Annotated in this window: 19 protein-coding genes; 11 read left to right on the plus strand and 8 right to left on the minus strand. The window is 73.3% G+C overall.

The window, feature by feature from the left end; all coding sequences use genetic code 11:
* Positions 1 to 4 precede the first annotated feature (4 nt).
* Complete coding sequence (locus tag O7635_RS31745; protein WP_278084173.1) at positions 5 to 817, plus strand: SCO1664 family protein; 813 nt, start codon at positions 5 to 7, stop codon at positions 815 to 817.
* Between the two features lie 7 nt (positions 818 to 824).
* On the opposite strand, the gene mshC is transcribed toward O7635_RS31745, so the two are convergent.
* On the minus strand, positions 825 to 2084 hold the full coding sequence (gene mshC / locus O7635_RS31750) for a cysteine--1-D-myo-inosityl 2-amino-2-deoxy-alpha-D-glucopyranoside ligase (RefSeq protein ID WP_278084174.1): 1260 nt from the start codon (positions 2082 to 2084) through the stop codon (positions 825 to 827).
* 629 nt (positions 2085 to 2713) lie between these two features.
* Between mshC and O7635_RS31755 the strand changes: the two genes are divergently transcribed.
* Positions 2714 to 2905, plus strand: a complete 192-nt coding sequence (locus tag O7635_RS31755; RefSeq protein ID WP_278084175.1) for a DUF5703 family protein — start codon at positions 2714 to 2716, stop codon at positions 2903 to 2905.
* A 236-nt stretch (positions 2906 to 3141) separates the two neighbouring features.
* Here O7635_RS31755 and O7635_RS31760 read toward each other — a convergent pair whose 3' ends face one another.
* The 5 genes from O7635_RS31760 to O7635_RS31780 all read right to left on the minus strand — a co-directional run bounded on the left by O7635_RS31760 (position 3142) and on the right by O7635_RS31780 (position 7544).
* Complete coding sequence (locus O7635_RS31760) at positions 3142 to 3855, minus strand: hypothetical protein (protein WP_278084176.1); 714 nt, start codon at positions 3853 to 3855, stop codon at positions 3142 to 3144.
* Between the two features lie 24 nt (positions 3856 to 3879).
* Positions 3880 to 5205 carry a M20/M25/M40 family metallo-hydrolase gene (locus O7635_RS31765; RefSeq protein WP_278084177.1) on the minus strand — a complete coding sequence of 442 codons (1326 nt, stop codon included), beginning with the start codon at positions 5203 to 5205 and terminating at the stop codon, positions 3880 to 3882.
* A 62-nt stretch (positions 5206 to 5267) separates the two neighbouring features.
* Positions 5268 to 6491: a DUF6596 domain-containing protein gene (locus tag O7635_RS31770; protein ID WP_347405313.1), complete on the minus strand. Its 1224-nt coding sequence runs from the start codon at positions 6489 to 6491 to the stop codon at positions 5268 to 5270.
* Between the two features lie 51 nt (positions 6492 to 6542).
* Positions 6543 to 6914 carry a YciI family protein gene (locus tag O7635_RS31775; RefSeq protein WP_278084179.1) on the minus strand — a complete coding sequence of 124 codons (372 nt, stop codon included), beginning with the start codon at positions 6912 to 6914 and terminating at the stop codon, positions 6543 to 6545.
* A 12-nt stretch (positions 6915 to 6926) separates the two neighbouring features.
* Entirely contained in the window at positions 6927 to 7544 is a 618-nt protein-coding gene (locus tag O7635_RS31780; protein WP_278084180.1) for a DUF998 domain-containing protein, read from the minus strand.
* A 143-nt stretch (positions 7545 to 7687) separates the two neighbouring features.
* Between O7635_RS31780 and O7635_RS31785 the strand changes: the two genes are divergently transcribed.
* The 6 genes from O7635_RS31785 to O7635_RS31810 all read left to right on the plus strand — a co-directional run bounded on the left by O7635_RS31785 (position 7688) and on the right by O7635_RS31810 (position 12223).
* The gene (locus O7635_RS31785) at positions 7688 to 8668 is read left to right on the plus strand and encodes a LysR family transcriptional regulator (RefSeq protein ID WP_278084181.1); all 981 of its coding nucleotides are present in this window, start codon (positions 7688 to 7690) and stop codon (positions 8666 to 8668) included.
* Positions 8669 to 8748: 80 nt separating this feature from the next.
* Positions 8749 to 10230 (plus strand): S1 family peptidase, encoded by a 1482-nt coding sequence (locus O7635_RS31790; RefSeq protein WP_347405314.1) that lies wholly within the window; start codon positions 8749 to 8751, stop codon positions 10228 to 10230.
* 65 nt (positions 10231 to 10295) lie between these two features.
* The gene (locus O7635_RS31795) at positions 10296 to 10511 is read left to right on the plus strand and encodes a hypothetical protein (RefSeq protein ID WP_278084182.1); all 216 of its coding nucleotides are present in this window, start codon (positions 10296 to 10298) and stop codon (positions 10509 to 10511) included.
* A 9-nt stretch (positions 10512 to 10520) separates the two neighbouring features.
* The gene (locus O7635_RS31800; RefSeq protein WP_278084183.1) at positions 10521 to 10901 is read left to right on the plus strand and encodes a hypothetical protein; all 381 of its coding nucleotides are present in this window, start codon (positions 10521 to 10523) and stop codon (positions 10899 to 10901) included.
* Positions 10902 to 10911: 10 nt separating this feature from the next.
* Positions 10912 to 11832 carry a ketopantoate reductase family protein gene (locus O7635_RS31805; RefSeq protein ID WP_278084184.1) on the plus strand — a complete coding sequence of 307 codons (921 nt, stop codon included), beginning with the start codon at positions 10912 to 10914 and terminating at the stop codon, positions 11830 to 11832.
* A 10-nt stretch (positions 11833 to 11842) separates the two neighbouring features.
* The gene (locus tag O7635_RS31810) at positions 11843 to 12223 is read left to right on the plus strand and encodes a PPOX class F420-dependent oxidoreductase (RefSeq protein ID WP_278084185.1); all 381 of its coding nucleotides are present in this window, start codon (positions 11843 to 11845) and stop codon (positions 12221 to 12223) included.
* On the opposite strand, the gene O7635_RS31815 is transcribed toward O7635_RS31810, so the two are convergent.
* The gene (locus O7635_RS31815; protein ID WP_278084186.1) at positions 12220 to 14190 is read right to left on the minus strand and encodes an AarF/UbiB family protein; all 1971 of its coding nucleotides are present in this window, start codon (positions 14188 to 14190) and stop codon (positions 12220 to 12222) included. The genes O7635_RS31810 and O7635_RS31815 overlap by 4 nt on opposite strands.
* Positions 14191 to 14239: 49 nt before the next feature.
* On the opposite strand from O7635_RS31815, the gene O7635_RS31820 reads away from it, so the two are divergent.
* Positions 14240 to 15040, plus strand: a complete 801-nt coding sequence (locus tag O7635_RS31820; RefSeq protein ID WP_278084187.1) for an endonuclease/exonuclease/phosphatase family protein — start codon at positions 14240 to 14242, stop codon at positions 15038 to 15040.
* On the opposite strand, the gene O7635_RS31825 is transcribed toward O7635_RS31820, so the two are convergent.
* Positions 15033 to 15674: a hypothetical protein gene (locus O7635_RS31825; RefSeq protein ID WP_278084188.1), complete on the minus strand. Its 642-nt coding sequence runs from the start codon at positions 15672 to 15674 to the stop codon at positions 15033 to 15035. The genes O7635_RS31820 and O7635_RS31825 overlap by 8 nt on opposite strands.
* 67 nt (positions 15675 to 15741) lie before the next feature.
* Between O7635_RS31825 and O7635_RS31830 the strand changes: the two genes are divergently transcribed.
* Positions 15742 to 16455: a dienelactone hydrolase family protein gene (locus O7635_RS31830; protein ID WP_278084189.1), complete on the plus strand. Its 714-nt coding sequence runs from the start codon at positions 15742 to 15744 to the stop codon at positions 16453 to 16455.
* Positions 16456 to 16463: 8 nt separating this feature from the next.
* Positions 16464 to 17282, plus strand: a complete 819-nt coding sequence (locus O7635_RS31835; protein ID WP_278084190.1) for an NAD(P)H-binding protein — start codon at positions 16464 to 16466, stop codon at positions 17280 to 17282.
* Positions 17283 to 17291 lie beyond the last annotated feature (9 nt).

Here is a 17291-nt window from a genome sequence, read left to right on the forward strand (position 1 = left end):
GCCGGTGGACGCTCCGACCCGGCTTCCCGAGCCAGACGCACTGACCCTGCTGCGCTCGGGCGAGCTCGAGCTCGAGGGCCGGCTGGTCGACGCCTCCAACACCACGCTGCGGGCGTTCGTGTCGCTCGACGGGGTCACCGCGCGCTGCGTCTACAAGCCGATCAGCGGCGAGCGGCCGCTGTGGGACTTCCCCGACGGCACGCTGGCCGGCCGGGAGGTCAGCGCCTACCTGGTGTCGGCGGCCACCGGCTGGGACCTGGTCCCGCCGACGCTGCTGCGCGACGAGGGGCCGCTGGGGCCGGGCATGTGCCAGCTCTGGATCGACGAGCCCGAGGGCGCGCAGCCGCTGGTCGACTTCGTGCCGGCCCGGCAGCTGCCGACCGGCTGGAAGCGGATCGCCTCGGCCCGCGACGAGGACGGCAACCCCTACTCGCTGGCCCACGCCGACGACCCGCGCCTGGCCCGCCTGGCGGTCCTGGACATAGTGATCAACAACGCGGACCGCAAGGGCGGCCACGTGCTGATCGGCCCCGACGACCGCGTCTACGGCGTCGACCACGGCGTGACGTTCAACGTCGAGCCCAAGCTGCGTACGGTGCTCTGGGGCTGGACCGGCGCCGTGCTGCCCGACGAGGCGGTCGACGTGCTGGGGCGACTGACGTCCGAGCTGCGCGGCGCGCTCGGCACCGCGCTGCGGGCGCACCTGACGGGCCACGAGGTCGGCCGGCTGCGGGGCCGGGTGCGCCGGCTGCTCGAGAACGCGAGCTTCCCGGAGCCGGGCACCGACTGGCCGTCGGTGCCCTGGCCTCCGATGTGACCGGCGCCTAGAGCGCGGTCGGCTTGAGGGTGATGCCGAGGAGGGCGTCGACCGTCTTGGCCATGAGCTTCGGGGCGTCCGGGTCGTCGCCGGCACCGGCGAGGGTGGCGTCGGCCCAGGCGTCGACCAGGGCCAGCGCGCCCGGGGTGTCGAGGTCGTCGGCGACGCGGCTGCGTACCCCCGCGAGCAGGTCAGCCCCCGACGGCCCGGCGGTGGCGGCGGCGGCCGCACGCCAGCGGGCCAGCCGGTCCTCGGCGGTCTTGAGCAGGTCGTCGGTCCAGGTGCGGTCGCCGCGGTAGTGGTCGGCGATCAGACCGAGGCGCAGGGCCATCGGGTCGACATGGTCGGCGCGCAGGCGGGAGACGAAGACCAGGTTGCCCCGCGACTTCGACATCTTCTCGCCGTCGAGCCCGATCATGCCGGCGTGCACGTAGTGGGCCCCGAACGGCGCCTTGCCCGTCAGCCGCTCGGCGTGCGCGGCGGAGCACTCGTGGTGCGGGAAGAGCAGGTCGTTGCCGCCGCCCTGCACGTCGATCGTGTCGCCGAGCAGGCCGAGCGCGATCACCGCGCACTCGATGTGCCAGCCGGGGCGCCCCGGCCCGAGCGGCCCACCAGGCCAGGCGGGCTCGCCGTCGCGGGCGCCGCGCCAGAGCAGGGGGTCGAGCGGGTCGCGCTTGCCTTTGCGCTCGGGGTCGCCGCCGCGCTCGGCCGCGAGCACGAGCATCTCGTCGCGGCTGAGGTTGGACTCGTACCCGAAGTTCGGCGTGGTCGAGATGTCGAAGTAGACGTCGCCGGTGCCGTCGTCGAGCGTGTAGGCCGCGCCGTCGTTGAGCAGCTCGACGACCCGGTCGACGATGGCGGGAATCGACTCGACGGCGCCGACGTAATGCGCCGGAGGAATCATCCGGAGGGCTTCCATGTCCTCGCGGAAGAGGGCGGTCTCCCGCATCGCGAGCACGACCCAGTCCTCGCCGTCGCGCTCGGCCCGCTCGAGGAGCGGATCGTCGATGTCGGTCACGTTCTGGACATATCGGACAGGAACGCCGGCGTCGAGCCAGGCCCGCTGCACCAGATCGAAGGTGATCATGGTGGCGGCGTGACCGAGGTGGGTGGCGTCGTAGGGGGTGATGCCGCAGACGTACATCGTGGCCCCGGTCTCCCGGTCCGGGTCCGTGGGATGGGCGCCCTGCCGCGCCGAGTCGAACAACACGAGAGGCTGACCGACACCCGGTAGCCGCGGCACATCGTGCCCGGTCCAAGACTGCATCCCGCCAGCCTAACCAGCACCCGAACAAGATCAAGCGGAGCTGCGCCGGGCGGGGTCCCGGGTGGCGGAGGTCTCCTCCGGGGGATGGTCGTCCGGAGCGGACATGCTTCGGCACGTACCCACATGCGAAACCATGTACGGACCCGGAGACCCTGCCTCCCCCGCCCGGGTGGAGGATGGCGCGGCCTGCCGACGGGTCACGGCGCGCCCGGTGATGACGGTCCGGCCGGGGCCAGAGCGGACCCCGTTGTCGCTGCTCGCGGCGCCCAATCGAACCGGCGCACCTGGCTGACGCTCGAACCGTGCCCGGCACGAACCTGTCGCCCATCCTGGCGGCACCTGGTCGGCCCGCCTCACTCGGGCTGCCGGCCGCGCACCCGTTGTCGACTGCTCGCGGGACGTGGTCCATGCGGCTCCTGGCTGCAAAGCCGCCGGCCTCCCCGGCCCACGGCCGCGAAGGGCTCCGCGGTTGATCAAGACGGGTTTCGATCTTGCTCCAGGTTGGATTCGGCCGCTGAGGGGTGGTTGTCCGGTTTCGGCTGGCGGGTCGGGCTGGGCCGTTGGCGGGTGGCCAGCTGGTTGGGGGAAGGGCTGGTGCCGGCCCACGGAGAGTGGGCAGGATAGGTGCCATGGACTACGAATACGCGCCCCTGCGGTTACCACCGAATGTCGACCGGTCGACCGCGGAGGCGCAGCTCGCGATCCAGGCGGAGTTCTCCGGCTGGGAGCTGGCCCGGGTGCGTTTGTTCCGGGACGGCACGCGGCAGGTCATGCTGCGGCGCCGCCTCGTCAACAAGACGCAGCCGGGCCTTAGCTATTAGCGGACCGGTCCGCCGGCCCCACCCGGCCGGCCCTGGGTGCGCCTAGCGAGCCAGGAGCAAGACCCACCGGACGGCGGCGTCCACCAGCCGCCCGGCGATAACGCGCCGCCCGCCCATCGCGGATTGCGACCGCAGCACCGGAGAGCAGCGGCTGGCCAGGTGATCAGGCTTTCGGGCACGTGAAAGCAGCGACCCCCGCTCCGCAGGGAGCAGGGGTCGCAGCGACTTTCGAATCGTCAGGCGTTGCGCGGGCCGTCTTCGTCCTTGTCGTCGTCTTCCTCGGCGTCCTCCGGCAGGGTGCCGTCGAGGTCGAGGTCGCCCGGCAGGAACGGGTGTTCGTCGAGGCGGCCCACCAGACGGTCCTGGCCGCTGTGGCTGAACGGGCCCGCGGCGTCGTGTTCCTCGTAGACCTCCAGGTCAAGCGCCGCCGTCACCTCGCTGACCATGACGACCCCGTCCAGCGGCTCGAGCTCCGGCACGTCGAGCGCGCTCAACGAACCGTCACCCGCCTGGAGGAGCTCCAGGACCGCCTCGCCGACCGTTTCGACCGGGCCGCCGGCCTCTTCCGGCCCTACCTCCGAGCGGGCCTCCTCGGCCCGGCGGACCAGGGCCACCACGCTCGGCACGCGGTAGTCGCGGCGCTGGCGGACCGAGATCACGTGCGGGTGGGCGTCGCGGGCCTCGTCGCCCTCCGCCAGGGTGGCGGCGCCCAGCTGGCCCTCGATCTCGTCCGGGTCGATCGACTCGACGTCCCAGGGCGTGACCTCGCCGAAGGCGTCGAGCAGCAGCTCGTCGTAGTGGTAGGACGCGTTGTTGAGCGCCACATATGCCTGCCAGACGTCGTCGTCGTCGACGCGGCCCTCGGCGGCCTTCACCGCGGTCAGGTGGGCGCGCGCGGCGGCGATGACCTCCTCCAGGGCGGCGTCGAGCGAAGCGTGGTCGTCGGTCATGGTCAAACCATCCCTAGAGAGAAGTCAGCAGGTACGCAGGAAGCGGTCGAGCACCCGCGCGCCGAAGCGTAGGCCCTCGACCGGCACCCGCTCGTCGATGCCGTGGAAAAGGTTGGCGAAGTTCAGGTCCGGTGGGAGCCGCAGCGGCGCGAAGCCGAAGCACCGGATGCCCAGTCGCTGCCACGCCTTGGCGTCGGTGCCGCCGGAGAGCATGTAGGGCACGGCCCGAGCGCCCGGGTCGAAAGCCCGCAGCGCCGCGGACATCGCCTCGACCAGGGCGCCGTCGAAGGTGGTCTCGACGGCCGGCTGGCGCTGCACGTGGGCGATCTCGATGTCGGGGCCGAGGATCTCCCGCAGCTCGGCGAGGAACGACTCGGACTGGCCCGGCAGCGTACGACAGTCGATCGTGGCCGTGGCCCGGCTGGGCACCACGTTTTCCTTGTAGCCGGCGTCGAGCCGGGTCGGGTTGGCCGTGTTGCGCACCGTGGCGCCGACGAACCCGGCGATCGGCCCGAGCTTGGCGATCGTCGCCTCGGGATCGGCGGGGTCGAACTCGATCCCCAGCAGCGCCGACACCTCGGCCAGGAAGGTGCGCGCCGTGTCGGTGAGGACCAGCGGGAACCGGTGCCGCCCGACCCGGGCCACCGCCTCGGCCAGCGCCGTGATCGCGTTGTCGTCGTGGATCATCGAGCCGTGCCCGGGCCGGCCGTGCGCCGTGACCCGCAGCCACTGGATGCCTTTCTCGGCCGTCTCGATCAGGTAGAGCCGCAGGTCCTCGGAGACCGTGAACGAGAAACCGCCGACCTCGCCGATCGCCTCGGTGCAGCCCTCGAGCAGGTCGGCGTGGTTGTCGACGAGGAAGTGGGCGCCGTAGTCGCCGCCGGCCTCCTCGTCGGCGGTGAACGCGAGCACGAGGTCGCGCGGCGGGCGCACGCCGGTGCGCTGCCAGTCGCGGATCACCGCGAGCACCATCGCGTCGAAGTCCTTCATGTCGACCGCGCCGCGGCCCCACAGGTAGCCGTCGCGGATCTCACCCCCGAACGGGTCGACGGACCACTCCCCCGGGTCGGCCGGCACCACGTCGAGGTGGCCGTGGACCAGCAACGCACCGCGGGACGGGTCGGTGCCCGGGATGCGCGCGATCAGGCTCGCCCGGCCCGGCGCCGACTCGCGGATCTCGCTGTCGACACCCACCTCGGCCAGCTTCTCCGCGACGTATTCGGCGGCCACCCGCTCGCCGGCCGAGGTCGCGTTGTCGCCGGTGTTGGTCGTGTCGATCCGGATCAGGTCACGGCACAGGTCGACGACCTCGTCGGCGCTGGCGGGGCTGGAGGGGCCGGGGCTGGTCATGCGCTCTTTCTTACCAGCAGACCCGACACGGAGCCCGACCGGGCGCGCACCCCTGTGGATAACTACAGCGCGTCGGCCCGGGCGGTGAACAACGACCGTTCCGCGTCGTTCCGCGTCAGCGACGCCGCCCGCAGAAAGCACGAACGCGCCTCGGCGGCGCGGCCGAGGCGGGCCAGCAGGTCACCGCGGACCGCCGGCAACTGTGGATAGTCCCGCAGCGACTTCTCCCCCGCAACCGCGTCGACCACGGCCAGCCCCCGCAGAGGATCACCGGCCAGCCCGTACGCGACGGCCTGGTTGACCCGCAGCACCGGCGACGGTCGCAGGTGGAACAGCACCTCGTAGAGCGCCGCGACCCGTTCCCAGTCGGTGGAGTCGTGGGACCGCGCCCGCGCGTGACACGCCGCGATCTCCGCCTCGACCGTGTAGACACCGCCGCCCAGGGACCCCGCCAACGACAGCGCCGCCAGCCCGCGCCGGATCAACAACCGGTCCCACCGCCGGCGGTCCTGGTCGGGCAGCAGCACCGGCGAACCGTCGTCAGCCACCCGGGCGGGCAACCGCGACGCCTGCAGCTCCATCAGGGCGGCCAGCCCGTGCACCTCCGGCTCACGCGGCAGCAACCCCTGCAACAGCCGACCCAGCCGCAACGCCTCGGAGGCCAGCTCGGGCCGCGCCCAGGACGGTCCACCCGTCGCCGCGTACCCCTCGTTGAAGATCAAGTAGACCGTGGCCAGGACGGACGCGACCCGCGGGCCCAGCTCGGCAGCCGGCGGCAAGCCGAAGGAGACGCCGGCCAGGGACTTCTTCGCCCGGGTCAGCCGGGCCGCCATGGTGGCCTCGGAGACCAGGAAGCCCCGGGCGATCTCCGCGGTCGTCAACCCGCCCAGCAGGCGCAGGGTCAGCCCCACCCGCGACTCGGCCGGCAACGAGGGATGGCAGACCGTGAAGATCAGCCGCAGCAGGTCGTCGCCGATCCGGCCCTCGTCGAGCACCGCGTCGTACCCGCCGTCGTCGATCTCGGAAACGTCCGACGCGACCAGTCGCAGCTTCCCCGCGTAGTTCTGCCGGCGGCGGATCTGGTCGATCGCCCGGCGCCGCGCGACGGCGAGCAACCACGGACCCGGATCATCGGGTACGCCGTCCCGCGGCCACTGCTCCAGCGCCACCACCAGGGCGTCCTGGGCGATCTCCTCCGCGAGCGAGACATCGCCGGTGAGCCGGGCGACCACCGCCACGATCCGGGCGGCCTCGATCCGCCACACCGACTCGACGGTGCGGCGCACAACGGCAGGATCGACGGCCCCCATCACCGCCGATCCTGCCACGTCGGTCGATCACGCCGGCGGCGCGAAGTCCTCCGGACCCATCACCTTGAGCACGCGGGACTCGCCCTCCCAGCCGGGCCACAGGTCCCGGTGGGCCCGCATGAAGCGCGACGTCCACTCGACGGCCTCGGCCTTGTCGCGCACGTCGTACACGGCGTAGCTGATCACTTCCTTCGCCTCGGCGAACGGCCCGTCGGTGACGGCGAGCTCGCCGCCGGAGACCCCGACCCGGGCGCCGAACGCGCTCGGCGAGAGTCCGGCCTGGTCGACCAGGACACCGGCATTGGTGGCGTCCTCGCCGAGCTTCATGATCGCCTCCATCAGCTCCGGCGGCGGCGGGGTGTCGGGGTAGGTGGCGGTGAGCAGAACGATGTAGCGCATGGCGATGCCTCCTCAGGCGACGGAACGGTAGAGACGGACGGAGACGGCGGCCAGCCAGGCGGAGACGGCCAGCACACCGGCGGTGAAGGTCAAGATTCCCCAGGGCGCGCCGCCGCTGGCGTTCATGGCCAGGAACGACCCGACGAAGAACACCCCGACCAGGCGGGACAGCAGCGGCATGCCGACCGGGCGGGCGAGCAGGAAGCAGGCGATCGCGAGCCCGACGAACCCCACCCCGGCCGCGCCCAGGTGCACCAGGCCGTGCCAGCTCACCGTGTCGCCGGCCGAGCCGGCCGGGAAGCCGGCCCCAGGGTCGGCCCGGAACAGCCCGGCCACGATCATCCCCACACCGTAGATTCCCAGCGGCACGGCGCCGCGCCCGACGGCCCGCCGCACACCGACGGCCGCGGCCACCACCATCAGCCCGGAGAGGATCAGGTTCGTCGTCTGGATCCAGCCGAGCGAGCCGTTCTGCAGCATGCTCCACGCGTGCCGGGTCGGATCGAAACCGTCCCGGGTGTACGCCTGGGCCAGCGAGACGGTGACGTACAGCGGTCCGGCCAGCACGCCGTACCCCAGCAGGCTCCTGGTCACCCGGTCCTCGAGCGCGGGCGTAGCGCAAACAGTCATGTCGATCTCCTTAAGGTCCCGTTTCGGGTCTGTCACCCCTAGCTCGAACGGGGTCCGCCGGATTCGACACATGGTCGGAGATTTTCTGAAAGACAGATATCAAGGTCTTCCGATGAATCGCCCCGGAGTCCTACCGTCACGCTATGAACCTGGAGCTGCGGCACCTGAGGGTGGTCACCGCCATCGCGGAGACCGGCAGCGTGACCAAGGCCGCCTCCATGCTCGGGCTCGCCCAGCCGGCGCTCACGGCCCAGCTCCAACGGATCGAGCGCGCCCTCGGCGGCCCCTTGTTCGAGCGTGACCGGCGCGGCGCCCGGCCGACCGCGCTCGGTGAGTTGGTGCTCGACCGGGCCCGGGTGCTGCTGCCGGCGATGAAGGGCCTCCAGGACGAGGCGGCCCGGATGGCCGGCGGCGACGCGCTGAGCCGCTACCGCCTGGGCGGGGTCAACAGCCCGTTGCTCGGCCGGCTCGTGCTGCGACTGACCGCCGACCAGCCCACGGCGCAGATCAGCACGTACGCGAGCTGGTCCGTCGACGAGCTGGCCCGGATGGTGCTGTCCGGCCGTCTCGACTACGCGCTCTGCGGGGTCTGCGGCGACGCCGTGCCCAGCGCCGAGCTCGGGCTGGCCTGGCGGGTGGTGGCCAACGACCCGGTCTGGCTGCTGCTGCCCGAGGACCACCCGCAGGCGGCCCGCGACGAGATCGACATGGCCGACCTGGCCGAGGAGCGCTGGGTGGCCGCGCCCGGCGACGGCTGCTTCGCCGACTGCTTCGCCGCCACCTGCGCCCGCTCCGGGTTCACGCCGAAGAAGGTCTACGAGACCGACCTCAAGGGCAGCATCGACCTGGTCGAGGCCGGCGAGGCGATCGCGCTCTGCCAGGCCACGTTCCGCCCGGTGCCGGGGCTGGTCGCCCGGCCGATCAAGGGCGCGCCGCTGCGCTGGCGGCTGCTGCTCGGCTGGCACGCCGAGGCGCAGGCCGCCGCGTTCGCCGACGTGATGGTCAAGCACACCGCCGGGGCGTACGCGGACATCATCGACCGCAACGCCGCCTACAAGAGCTGGCTGCGCACCCACCCCGGCTTCGGCGCCCAGGTCAACACGGAGTTCGAGCCGGCGGTATGAGCCAGCTGGTATATACCAGCGTCGATAGTTCGTCGCTACGTTGACGGTGCTTTTCCTTTTAACCCCCAAAAGGAGCGCCCGTGAACCGTATCCTCGCCGGCCTCGCCGCAGTGACCCTGCTGCCGGCCGGCATCACCGTCGCCGTGGCGGCACCCGCCATGGCCGCGCCGGCGCCCGCGCCGGCACCCGCGACCGCCGAGGCCGCATCGCCGGAGATGCTCGCCGCGATGCAGCGTGACCTCGGCCTGACCGCCGTCCAGGCCAAGGCCCGGATCGCCAAGGACGACGCGGCCAGCCGCACCGAGCTGCGCCTGCGCAAGACGCTGGGTGGCGCGTTCGGTGGCGCGTACATCAGCAAGGACGGGTCCTTCGTCGTCAACGTGACGTCCGCCGCGCGGGCCGCCGAGGTGACCGCCGCCGGCGCCACCGCCAGGGTGGTCGCGCGCAGCGAGGCGGCGCTCGACGCGGTCAAGGCCCGCCTCGACAAGGCAGCGGCTTCGGCCCCGGCGGCCAGCGTCCCCGGCTGGTACGTCGACGTCACCACCAACCGCGTCGTCGTGCTGGCCAAGGGCGGCACGGCCGCCGCGCACCGGTTCATCGCCGCGAGCCGCGCCGACGCCGGCGCCGTCACCGTCGTGGCCACGTCCGAGACCCCGCGACCCCTCTACGACGTACGCGGCGGCGACGCCTACTACATGGGCGGCGGCCGGTGCTCGGTCGGCCTGTCGGTCAACGGCGGCTTCGTCACCGCCGGCCACTGTGGCACCCGCGGGACCGCGACGCAGGGCTACAACCAGGTGTCGCAGGGGACGTTCCAGGGTTCCTCGTTCCCCGGCAACGACTACGCGTGGGTGTCGGTCAACAGCAACTGGACGCCGCAGCCGTGGGTCAACAACTACAGCGGCGGCAACGTGACGGTGGCCGGCTCCACCGAGGCCGCGGTCGGCGCGTCGATCTGCCGCTCCGGCTCCACCACCGGATGGCACTGCGGCACGATCTCCGCGAAGAACCAGACGGTCAACTACTCGCAGGGTTCGGTCAGCGGCCTGACCCGCACCAACGTCTGCGCCGAACCCGGCGACTCCGGCGGCGGCTGGCTGAGCGGCCAGCAGGGCCAGGGCGTGACCTCCGGTGGTTCCGGCAACTGCAGCAGCGGCGGCACGACCTACTACCAGCCCGTCAACGAGATCCTCTCGGCGTACGGCCTGACGCTGCGCACCTCCGGCGGGGGCAACCCGAACCCGCCGACCGGCTGCACCGGCTACGAGTTCACCGCCAGCGGTTCCCTGTCCTCCGGCGGCAGCGCGTACCAGCCGAACGGCAGCTACTACTACTCGTCGCTGTCCGGCACGCACCGCGCCTGCCTCGACGGCCCGACCGGCACGGACTTCGACCTGTACCTGCAGAAGTACAGCGGCTCGACCTGGGTGACCGTGGCCCAGGGCATCACGGAGGCCGCGGACGAGACGGTCTCCTACAGCGGGACCGCCGGCTACTACCGCTACCGGGTGCACGCCTACAGCGGCTCCGGCAGCTACTCGCTCGGCTACTCCAACCCGTAAAAGATCCTTGCGCGACCCGCCCCGTCCGCCGTGTCAGCCACGGCGGGCGGGGTAGGTTGCGGTTCATGACCGATCGTGAGAACGCGCGCCGCGCCGCCGCCGCGCACACCGAGGCGTCCCGCGAGCTGGAGGCGTTCCTGCGCCGGGTGCCCGAGGTGCCGGAACCGCAGCACATCGCCGAGTTCGCGACGCTGCTGGCCCGCGAGGAAGAGGTCCGGGCGGAGCGCCAGGACGCCCTGGACGCCTTCGGCCTGAGCGCGCCCAGCATCGACGAGCCCTGAGGCCGTCCGGTGGCCACGCCGCTGGTGGTGGTCGACGTCGCCAACGTGATCGGCGCACGCCCGGACGGCTGGTGGCGCGACCGGGCGGGAGCGGCCGCGCGGCTGCGGGACGAACTGGCGGCCACGGTCGCCGCCGGCCGGCCAATCGGCGACCTGCCGCCACCGGTCACGCTGACCCTGGTCGTCGAGGGCCGCGCCAGCGGCGTCGAGTCGGTGCCGGGCGTACCGGTGGTGGCGGCCCGCGGCTCGGGCGACGACGCGATCGTCGACCTGGTCCGCGACCACGCGACCGACGGCCCGATCGTTGTCGTCACCGCGGACCGCGAACTCCGCGCCCGCGTCTCCGCCCTCGGCGCCACGGTCCACGGCCCCCGCTGGCTCCGCCGCTAACCTGGGGATCATGCGCATTCTGGTGGTCGGGGCCGGTGCTACCGGTGGTTACTACGGGGGTCGGCTGGCTCAGGCCGGGCGTGACGTGACGTTTCTGGTGCGGCCGCGCCGGGCCGAGGTGCTGGCCGAGCGTGGGCTGCGCATCCGCCAAGGCGTCGACGGGCCCGCGGAACGGGTCGACGTCAGGACGGTCGTGCGGGAGCGGCTCGACGGGCCGTACGACGTCGTGATCCTGGCGGTGAAGGCCTTCGCGCTCGACGACGCCGTCCGGGACTTCGCGCCGGCGGTCGGGCCCGACACCGCCGTCGTGCCGTTCCTCAACGGCATCGCGCACCTCGACACACTGCGGGCGAGCTTCGGCCAGGCCAATGTGTACGGTGGCGTCTGCTACCTCGTGTCCACCCTGGCCGATGACGGCGACATCGTGCAGCTGCCGGGGCCGGAGCAGCTGCGCTACGGGAACCTGCACGACACGCAGCACGCCGAGCGGGTGCACCAGGCCCTGGCCGGCGCCGGCTTCCCGGCCGAGCTGTCCGACTCGATCGAGCTGGACATGTGGGAGAAGTGGGTGTTCCTCGCCTCCGTCACCGCGGTGACGTGTCTGATGCGCGGCACCGTCGGCGACGTCAACGCGGTCCCGGGCGGCACCGACCTCGCGACCGCGGTCGCCGAGGAGGCCGGTCGGGTCGCCGCCGCGGCCGGGTTCGCGTCGCGGCCCGACGCGGCCCAGCGCCTCGTCGCCACCCTGACCCAGGCCGGCTCGCCGCTGACCTCGTCGGTCTACCGCGACCTGCGCCAGGGCCGGCGCCTGGAGAACGAGGCCGTCATCGGCGACCTGGTCCGCCGCGCCCGCGACCTCGGCGTCGCCACTCCCCTGCTCGCCGCCACCGACGTCAACCTGGCCGTCCACGAACGGGCGCGCACCGCCTAGGCTTCCGGGCGTGAGCGCCATCGACGAGATCCGCCGCAGCAAGCACGTGAGCCTGGTGACCTACCGCCGTGACGGCGCCGGTGTCGCCACGCCCGTCTGGCACGTCGTGGACGGCGACCAGCTCTACGTGGTCTCCGAGGCCAAGGCGTGGAAGGTCAAGCGGGTCCGTAACACCGGGCGCGCCCAGGTCACCGTCTGCGACATCCGCGGCCGGGTCAAACCGGGCGCGGCCACCGCCGAGGGGCCGGCCCGGCTTCTCGACGAAACGGAGACGGCGGCGGTGCGCGCGCAACTGGCCCGCAAGTACGTGACGTCGCGGCTCGGCAACTGGTTCGCCCGCGTCCTCCACCTGCGGCGGCCAGAGCTGATCGCGATCGCCGTCTCGCTCTAGGTCCGCCGGAAGACGACGACCAGGACGCGCAGCACGAGGACCACGGCGACGATCAGCAGGCCGTAGCCCAGCAGCGGGAACAGGCCGACCGTGGCACTGACGCGTGGGCCCTCGCCCGCGCCGAGCAGGAGCACCGCGATCACGCCGGCCGCCGCACCCAGGAAGGCCAGCAGTCCCTGGTGGACCAGGCCGGTGAGCAGCCGGCGGTCCTGGTCGTCGGCGAACAGGCGCACGTTGACCCGCAGCCGCCCGTGTTCCAGCGCGTCGCCGAGGCGGTCGACGCGGCGCGGCAGCCGGCGCAGCACCGGGATCAGCGCCATCAGCTCGTCCTCCAACGTGCCCCGCAACCGTTCCGGGCCGAGCGCCTCCGCCACCCGCCGGCCCGTCGCCGCGCGGGCGTGGGCGACCAGGTCGAAGCCGGGGCGGACGAGGCCGAGCGTGCCCTCCAGCGTGGCGAACGCCCGGAAGACCGCGGCGACCGGCGGCGGCACCCGCAGGCCGTACGACGTGAAGGTCCGCAACAGCGCTGCCACCGCCGCGGCGCCGGGCGTGCTGCCGGGGGCGGCGTACCGGACGATCAGCGCGCCGATCGAGCGCTGCAGCTCGCGTTCGTCGATCTCCTCCGGCCGGTCGACGACCTCGAGCAGCGCGTCGCTCACGGCGACCGAGTCGCGCCGGGCCAGCGCGCCGAGGAGCTGGCCGATGGCCTCGCGGGTGGCGACGTCGAGGCGGCCGACCGAGCCCAGGTCGAGCAGCCCGAGCCGGCCGTCGTCGGTGACCAGGATGTTGCCGGGGTGCAGGTCGACGTGGAAGATGCCGTGGACCAGCACCTGGTCGAGCATCGTGTCGACGAGGCCGGCCGCGACCCGCTCCCGCCGCTCGTCGCCGAGCCGGTCGAGCACGGCGGCGGCCGCGCCCAGTGGCGTGCCGGCCAGGCGGCCCATCACCAGCAGGCGTTCGGAGCTGAGCGCGGTGTGCGGCACGGGCACCGCGACGCCCCGGTCCGGCGAGCTGGCCAGCGCCGCCGCCATCGCCTGCAGGTTGTCGCGCTCCACCGTGAAGTCGAGCTCCTCGCGCAACGCCGCCGCGAAGCCCTCGGCCAGGGCGCGAACCCCCAACCGCCGGCCCCACGACGTGCGCTCCTCCAGGGTCGCCGCCAGCCGCAGCAGGATGTCGATGTCGCGCTCGACCACCGCGGCGATGCCGGGCCGGCGCACCTTGACCACGACCGCGGTCCCGTCGGTGAGGTGCGCGGCGTGCACCTGGGCCACCGACGCCGCGGCCAGGGGCTCCGGCGAGACGCTGGCGAACGCCTCGTCGACCGGCCGGCCGAGGTCCGCGGCCAGGGCGTCGGCCACCTGCGACCACGGGACCGGCGCGACCCGGTCCTGCAACGCGGTCAGCTCGTCGACGATCTCGGCCGGCAGCAGGTCGCGCCGGGTCGACAGCAGCTGGCCCAGCTTGACGAACGTGACGCCGCCCTCGTCGAGCGCCGCCCGCAGCGACCGGCCCAACTGCCGGCGCGCGGCGGCCGACGACGGGCCGGGACCGGGCCGGCCGCGCAGGAACCGGCCGAGCCCGTGCCGCATGGCGATGCGCACGATGGTCGCGTACCGCCGGGTCCGGGAGATCCGCCGCCGCGTCGCCCGCCAGAGCTCCACCGGCCCCGGCATCGACCCGGTCGGCACCAGCACCTCGAGGATCACCAGCGCCGCCATGGCGACCACCGCCGACAGCACGACGGCCAGGAAGCCGTAGAGAACGATGTCGCCGCCGCTGACGTCGCGCGGATCGGGCGGCGCGAGCGCCTGCAGGATCGGCGTGGCCGCGAACAGGGCCAGCACGCCGGCCAGCAGCGTGCGCACCGGCCCGACCCGCACGCCCAACAACCGCCGGATGACCGCCGCGAACAGCAGGACGGTCACGACCATCGTGGGCACGAACAACAGCACACCGATCGTCTCCACGACGACCGACGATAGGCGTTGACCGGGCCGCGGTGGGTACCCACGCGCCATGACGGCACGGTTACGGGTGGCGACCCAGAACGTTTTCGGCGCGTACACCGACTGGCCCGCGCGGCGGGAAGCGCTGCGCAAGAGCTTCGAAACGCTCGATCCGGACTTCGCGACGTTCCAGGAGGCCATCGCCGGCGAGGCGACCGATCAGGCGGCCGAGATCCTCGGCGCCGGCTACCACTTCGCGCGGCAGACCGAGCGGGAGGACGACGGGCGCGGGCTCGCCACCGCCAGCCGGTGGCCGATCCGGTCGGTCCACGAGGTCGACCTCGACGTGACGCCGCGGACCGCGGACTTCGCCTGCGGCGCGCTGGTGGTCGAGGTCGACACGCCGCTCGGTGACGTGCTGCTGGTCAACTACTGCCCCAACCACCAGCCGGCGTACGAGCGGGAGCGCGAGCTCCAGGCCGTGGCCCTGGCCCGCTACCTGGAGTCCCGCGTCGACGCGGTCGACCACGTGCTGATCCTCGGCGACTTCGACGCGGACCCGGTCGCGGCCAGCGTCCGTTTCCTGACCGGCCGGCAGTCACTGGCCGACCTGAGCGTGTGCTACCGCGACGCCTGGGACAGCGCGCACCCCGGCGAGCCCGGCGGCACGTTCGTCCCGGAGAACCCGATCGTCGCGGACTGGGACTGGCCGTCGCGGCGCATCGACTACATCCTGGTGCGCTGCCTGGAGCACGGCGGACCGTCGCTGGCCATCGACTCGTGCGAGCGGCTCCACGACCAGCCGGTGGACGGCGTCTGGGCCAGCGACCACTTCGGACTGACCGCCGACCTCGTCGCCCCGCCTAGGTGAGCGCCAGCGTCCACGAGCCGTAGGCGGAGATCTCGAGGATCTCGGTGTCCGGTGGCAGCGCGGCCGTGGTGAACGGAATGCTCGGGGTGTCCAGCTGCCGCCACACCCCGTCGGTCGCGACCGCCCGTACCGTCACCTGGTCGCAGCCGTCGCAGTCGAACACCACCTGCTGCTTCCGCCGGGCCGCGGCGCTGAGGGTGACCACCGTCTCCTGCGTGCCGGAGGCGGTGCCGTCGATCATCGGGGCTTCGCTCGCCTCCCGGAAGACGACCTCCCACGAGCCCTGTGCGCTGACGTCGAGCTCCGCGGGCGGGTCCTCCGCGACGCCGAACAGGACACTGCCGTGGTACGGGCCGAGGTGCGAGACCGCGCCCCAGACCAGCGCGACGCCGTCGCGGCGCGGTGTCATCGAGAAGCCGCCGCCGGAGTGGGACACAGTCGCCACGTACGCCTTGCCGGCGTCGAGCTCGACCGGCACCAGCCCTGCGCCGTCGCCGCTGACTTTCACCTCGCCCCAGCCCAGCGCGCGCGGCCCGCCGGCCGCGACGACGAAGCCGGCGGCCGCGAGCAGCACCACGACGACGCCGCCGGCGATCCATGGCCAGACGCGGCGACGAACAGGGGTTCGGGTCACGGCGCGCAACGTTACGGCAGCCGGGGACTCATTGATCATCCGCCGTTCGGCGCGGTTGGATGGGCGGATGGCCTTCTCCGTACGCGGCGCGGCGGGCACGGTGCCGGCCGTGCTGTGGCGGCCGGATGTGTCCACCCCCCGCCCGCTCGTCCTGCTCGGCCACGGCGGCAGCGGCCACAAGCGGTCCGACCGCATCGTCGCGCTGGGCCGGTGGTTCGCGGAGCACGCCGGGTGTGCGGCCGTCGCGATCGACGGCCCCTTCCACGGCGACCGGTCCGCACCCGACTACCAGGCCAGGGTCGCCGCCGAGGGCATCGACCACGTGCTGGACCGGATGCGGGACGACTGGCTCGCCGCCGTCGACGCGGTCGTGGCCGACGGCGCCGCCGACCCGGGCGCGATCGGCTACGTCGGCCTGTCCATGGGCACCCGCTACGGGCTCGCGGTCACCGCCGCCCTGGGCGACCGGCTGCGGTGCGCGGTGCTCGGCAAGTTCGGCCTCCGGCAGGGTCCGGCGCTGGCCCCGGCGCTGGCCGCGCCCGAGCGGGCGGAGTGCGACGCCGCACGGACCACCGCGCCGGTCCTCTTCCACCTCCAGTGGCACGACGAAATCTTCCCCCGCGACGGCCAGCTCGCCCTCTTCGACGCCTTCCCGTCGACGGACAAACAGCTCATCGCGTACGCCGGCCCGCACGCCGACACCCGGCCCGAGGCGGTCGCGGCGTGGCGGGAGTTCGTCGCGGCGCGGCTTACCCGGCGGGACCGGGGCGAGGCTGTTTGACTGGGTGCATGAGCGAACGACCGATCCTGGTGCTCGGGGCCACCGGTACGACCGGTCGGCGGGTGGCCCGTCTCCTGCTCGCCCGCGGCGCGGAGGTACGCGGCGCGTCCCGTGGCGGCGACGTCCGGTTCGACTGGTCCGACCGGGACACGTGGGCGCCGGCCCTGGCCGGTGTCGAGCGCATGTATCTCATGGCGCCCCATGAGACCCCGGTCGACGAGGCGTTCGTCGGCCAGGCGGTCGAGCAGGGCGTACGCCGGATCGTGTTGCTGTCGAGCCGCGGCATCGAGGAGATGGGCGACCAGCGGCTGCTCGACGCCGAGCGGATCGTGCGGGACTCCGGGGCCGGCTGGACGATCCTGCGGCCCGACTGGTTCGACCAGAACTTCGACGAGGGCTTCCTGCGCCCGGCCGTGCTCGCCGGGGCGCTCGCGCTGCCCGTCGGTGACGCCCGGCAGGGCTTCGTCGACGCCGACGACATCGCTGCCGTGGCCGCGGTCGCGCTGACCGAGGACGGGCACGAGGGGCAGACCTACGAGCTGACCGGTCCGGCGACGCTGTCGTTCGCGGAGGCGCTCGCGGCGATCAGCCACGCGTCCGGGCGCGGCGTCGAGTTCCGCGGCGGCGACGACGACTACCTGGCCCAGCAGACGGCGCTCGGCTTCCCCGAGGAGCAGACCCGCGCGGAGATCGCCGCCTTCGCCGCGCTGCGGGAGCAGGGCGACGCCACCACCACCGACGCCGTGCCGCGGGTCACCGGGCGGGCGGCCACATCCTTCGAGGAGTACGCGGCCGAGGCCGCCGCCGGCCCGGCCTGGCGCGAGTGACGCCAGGCC

Source organism: Asanoa sp. WMMD1127 (genome assembly GCF_029626225.1).
Classification (GTDB): Bacteria; Actinomycetota; Actinomycetes; order Mycobacteriales; family Micromonosporaceae; genus Asanoa.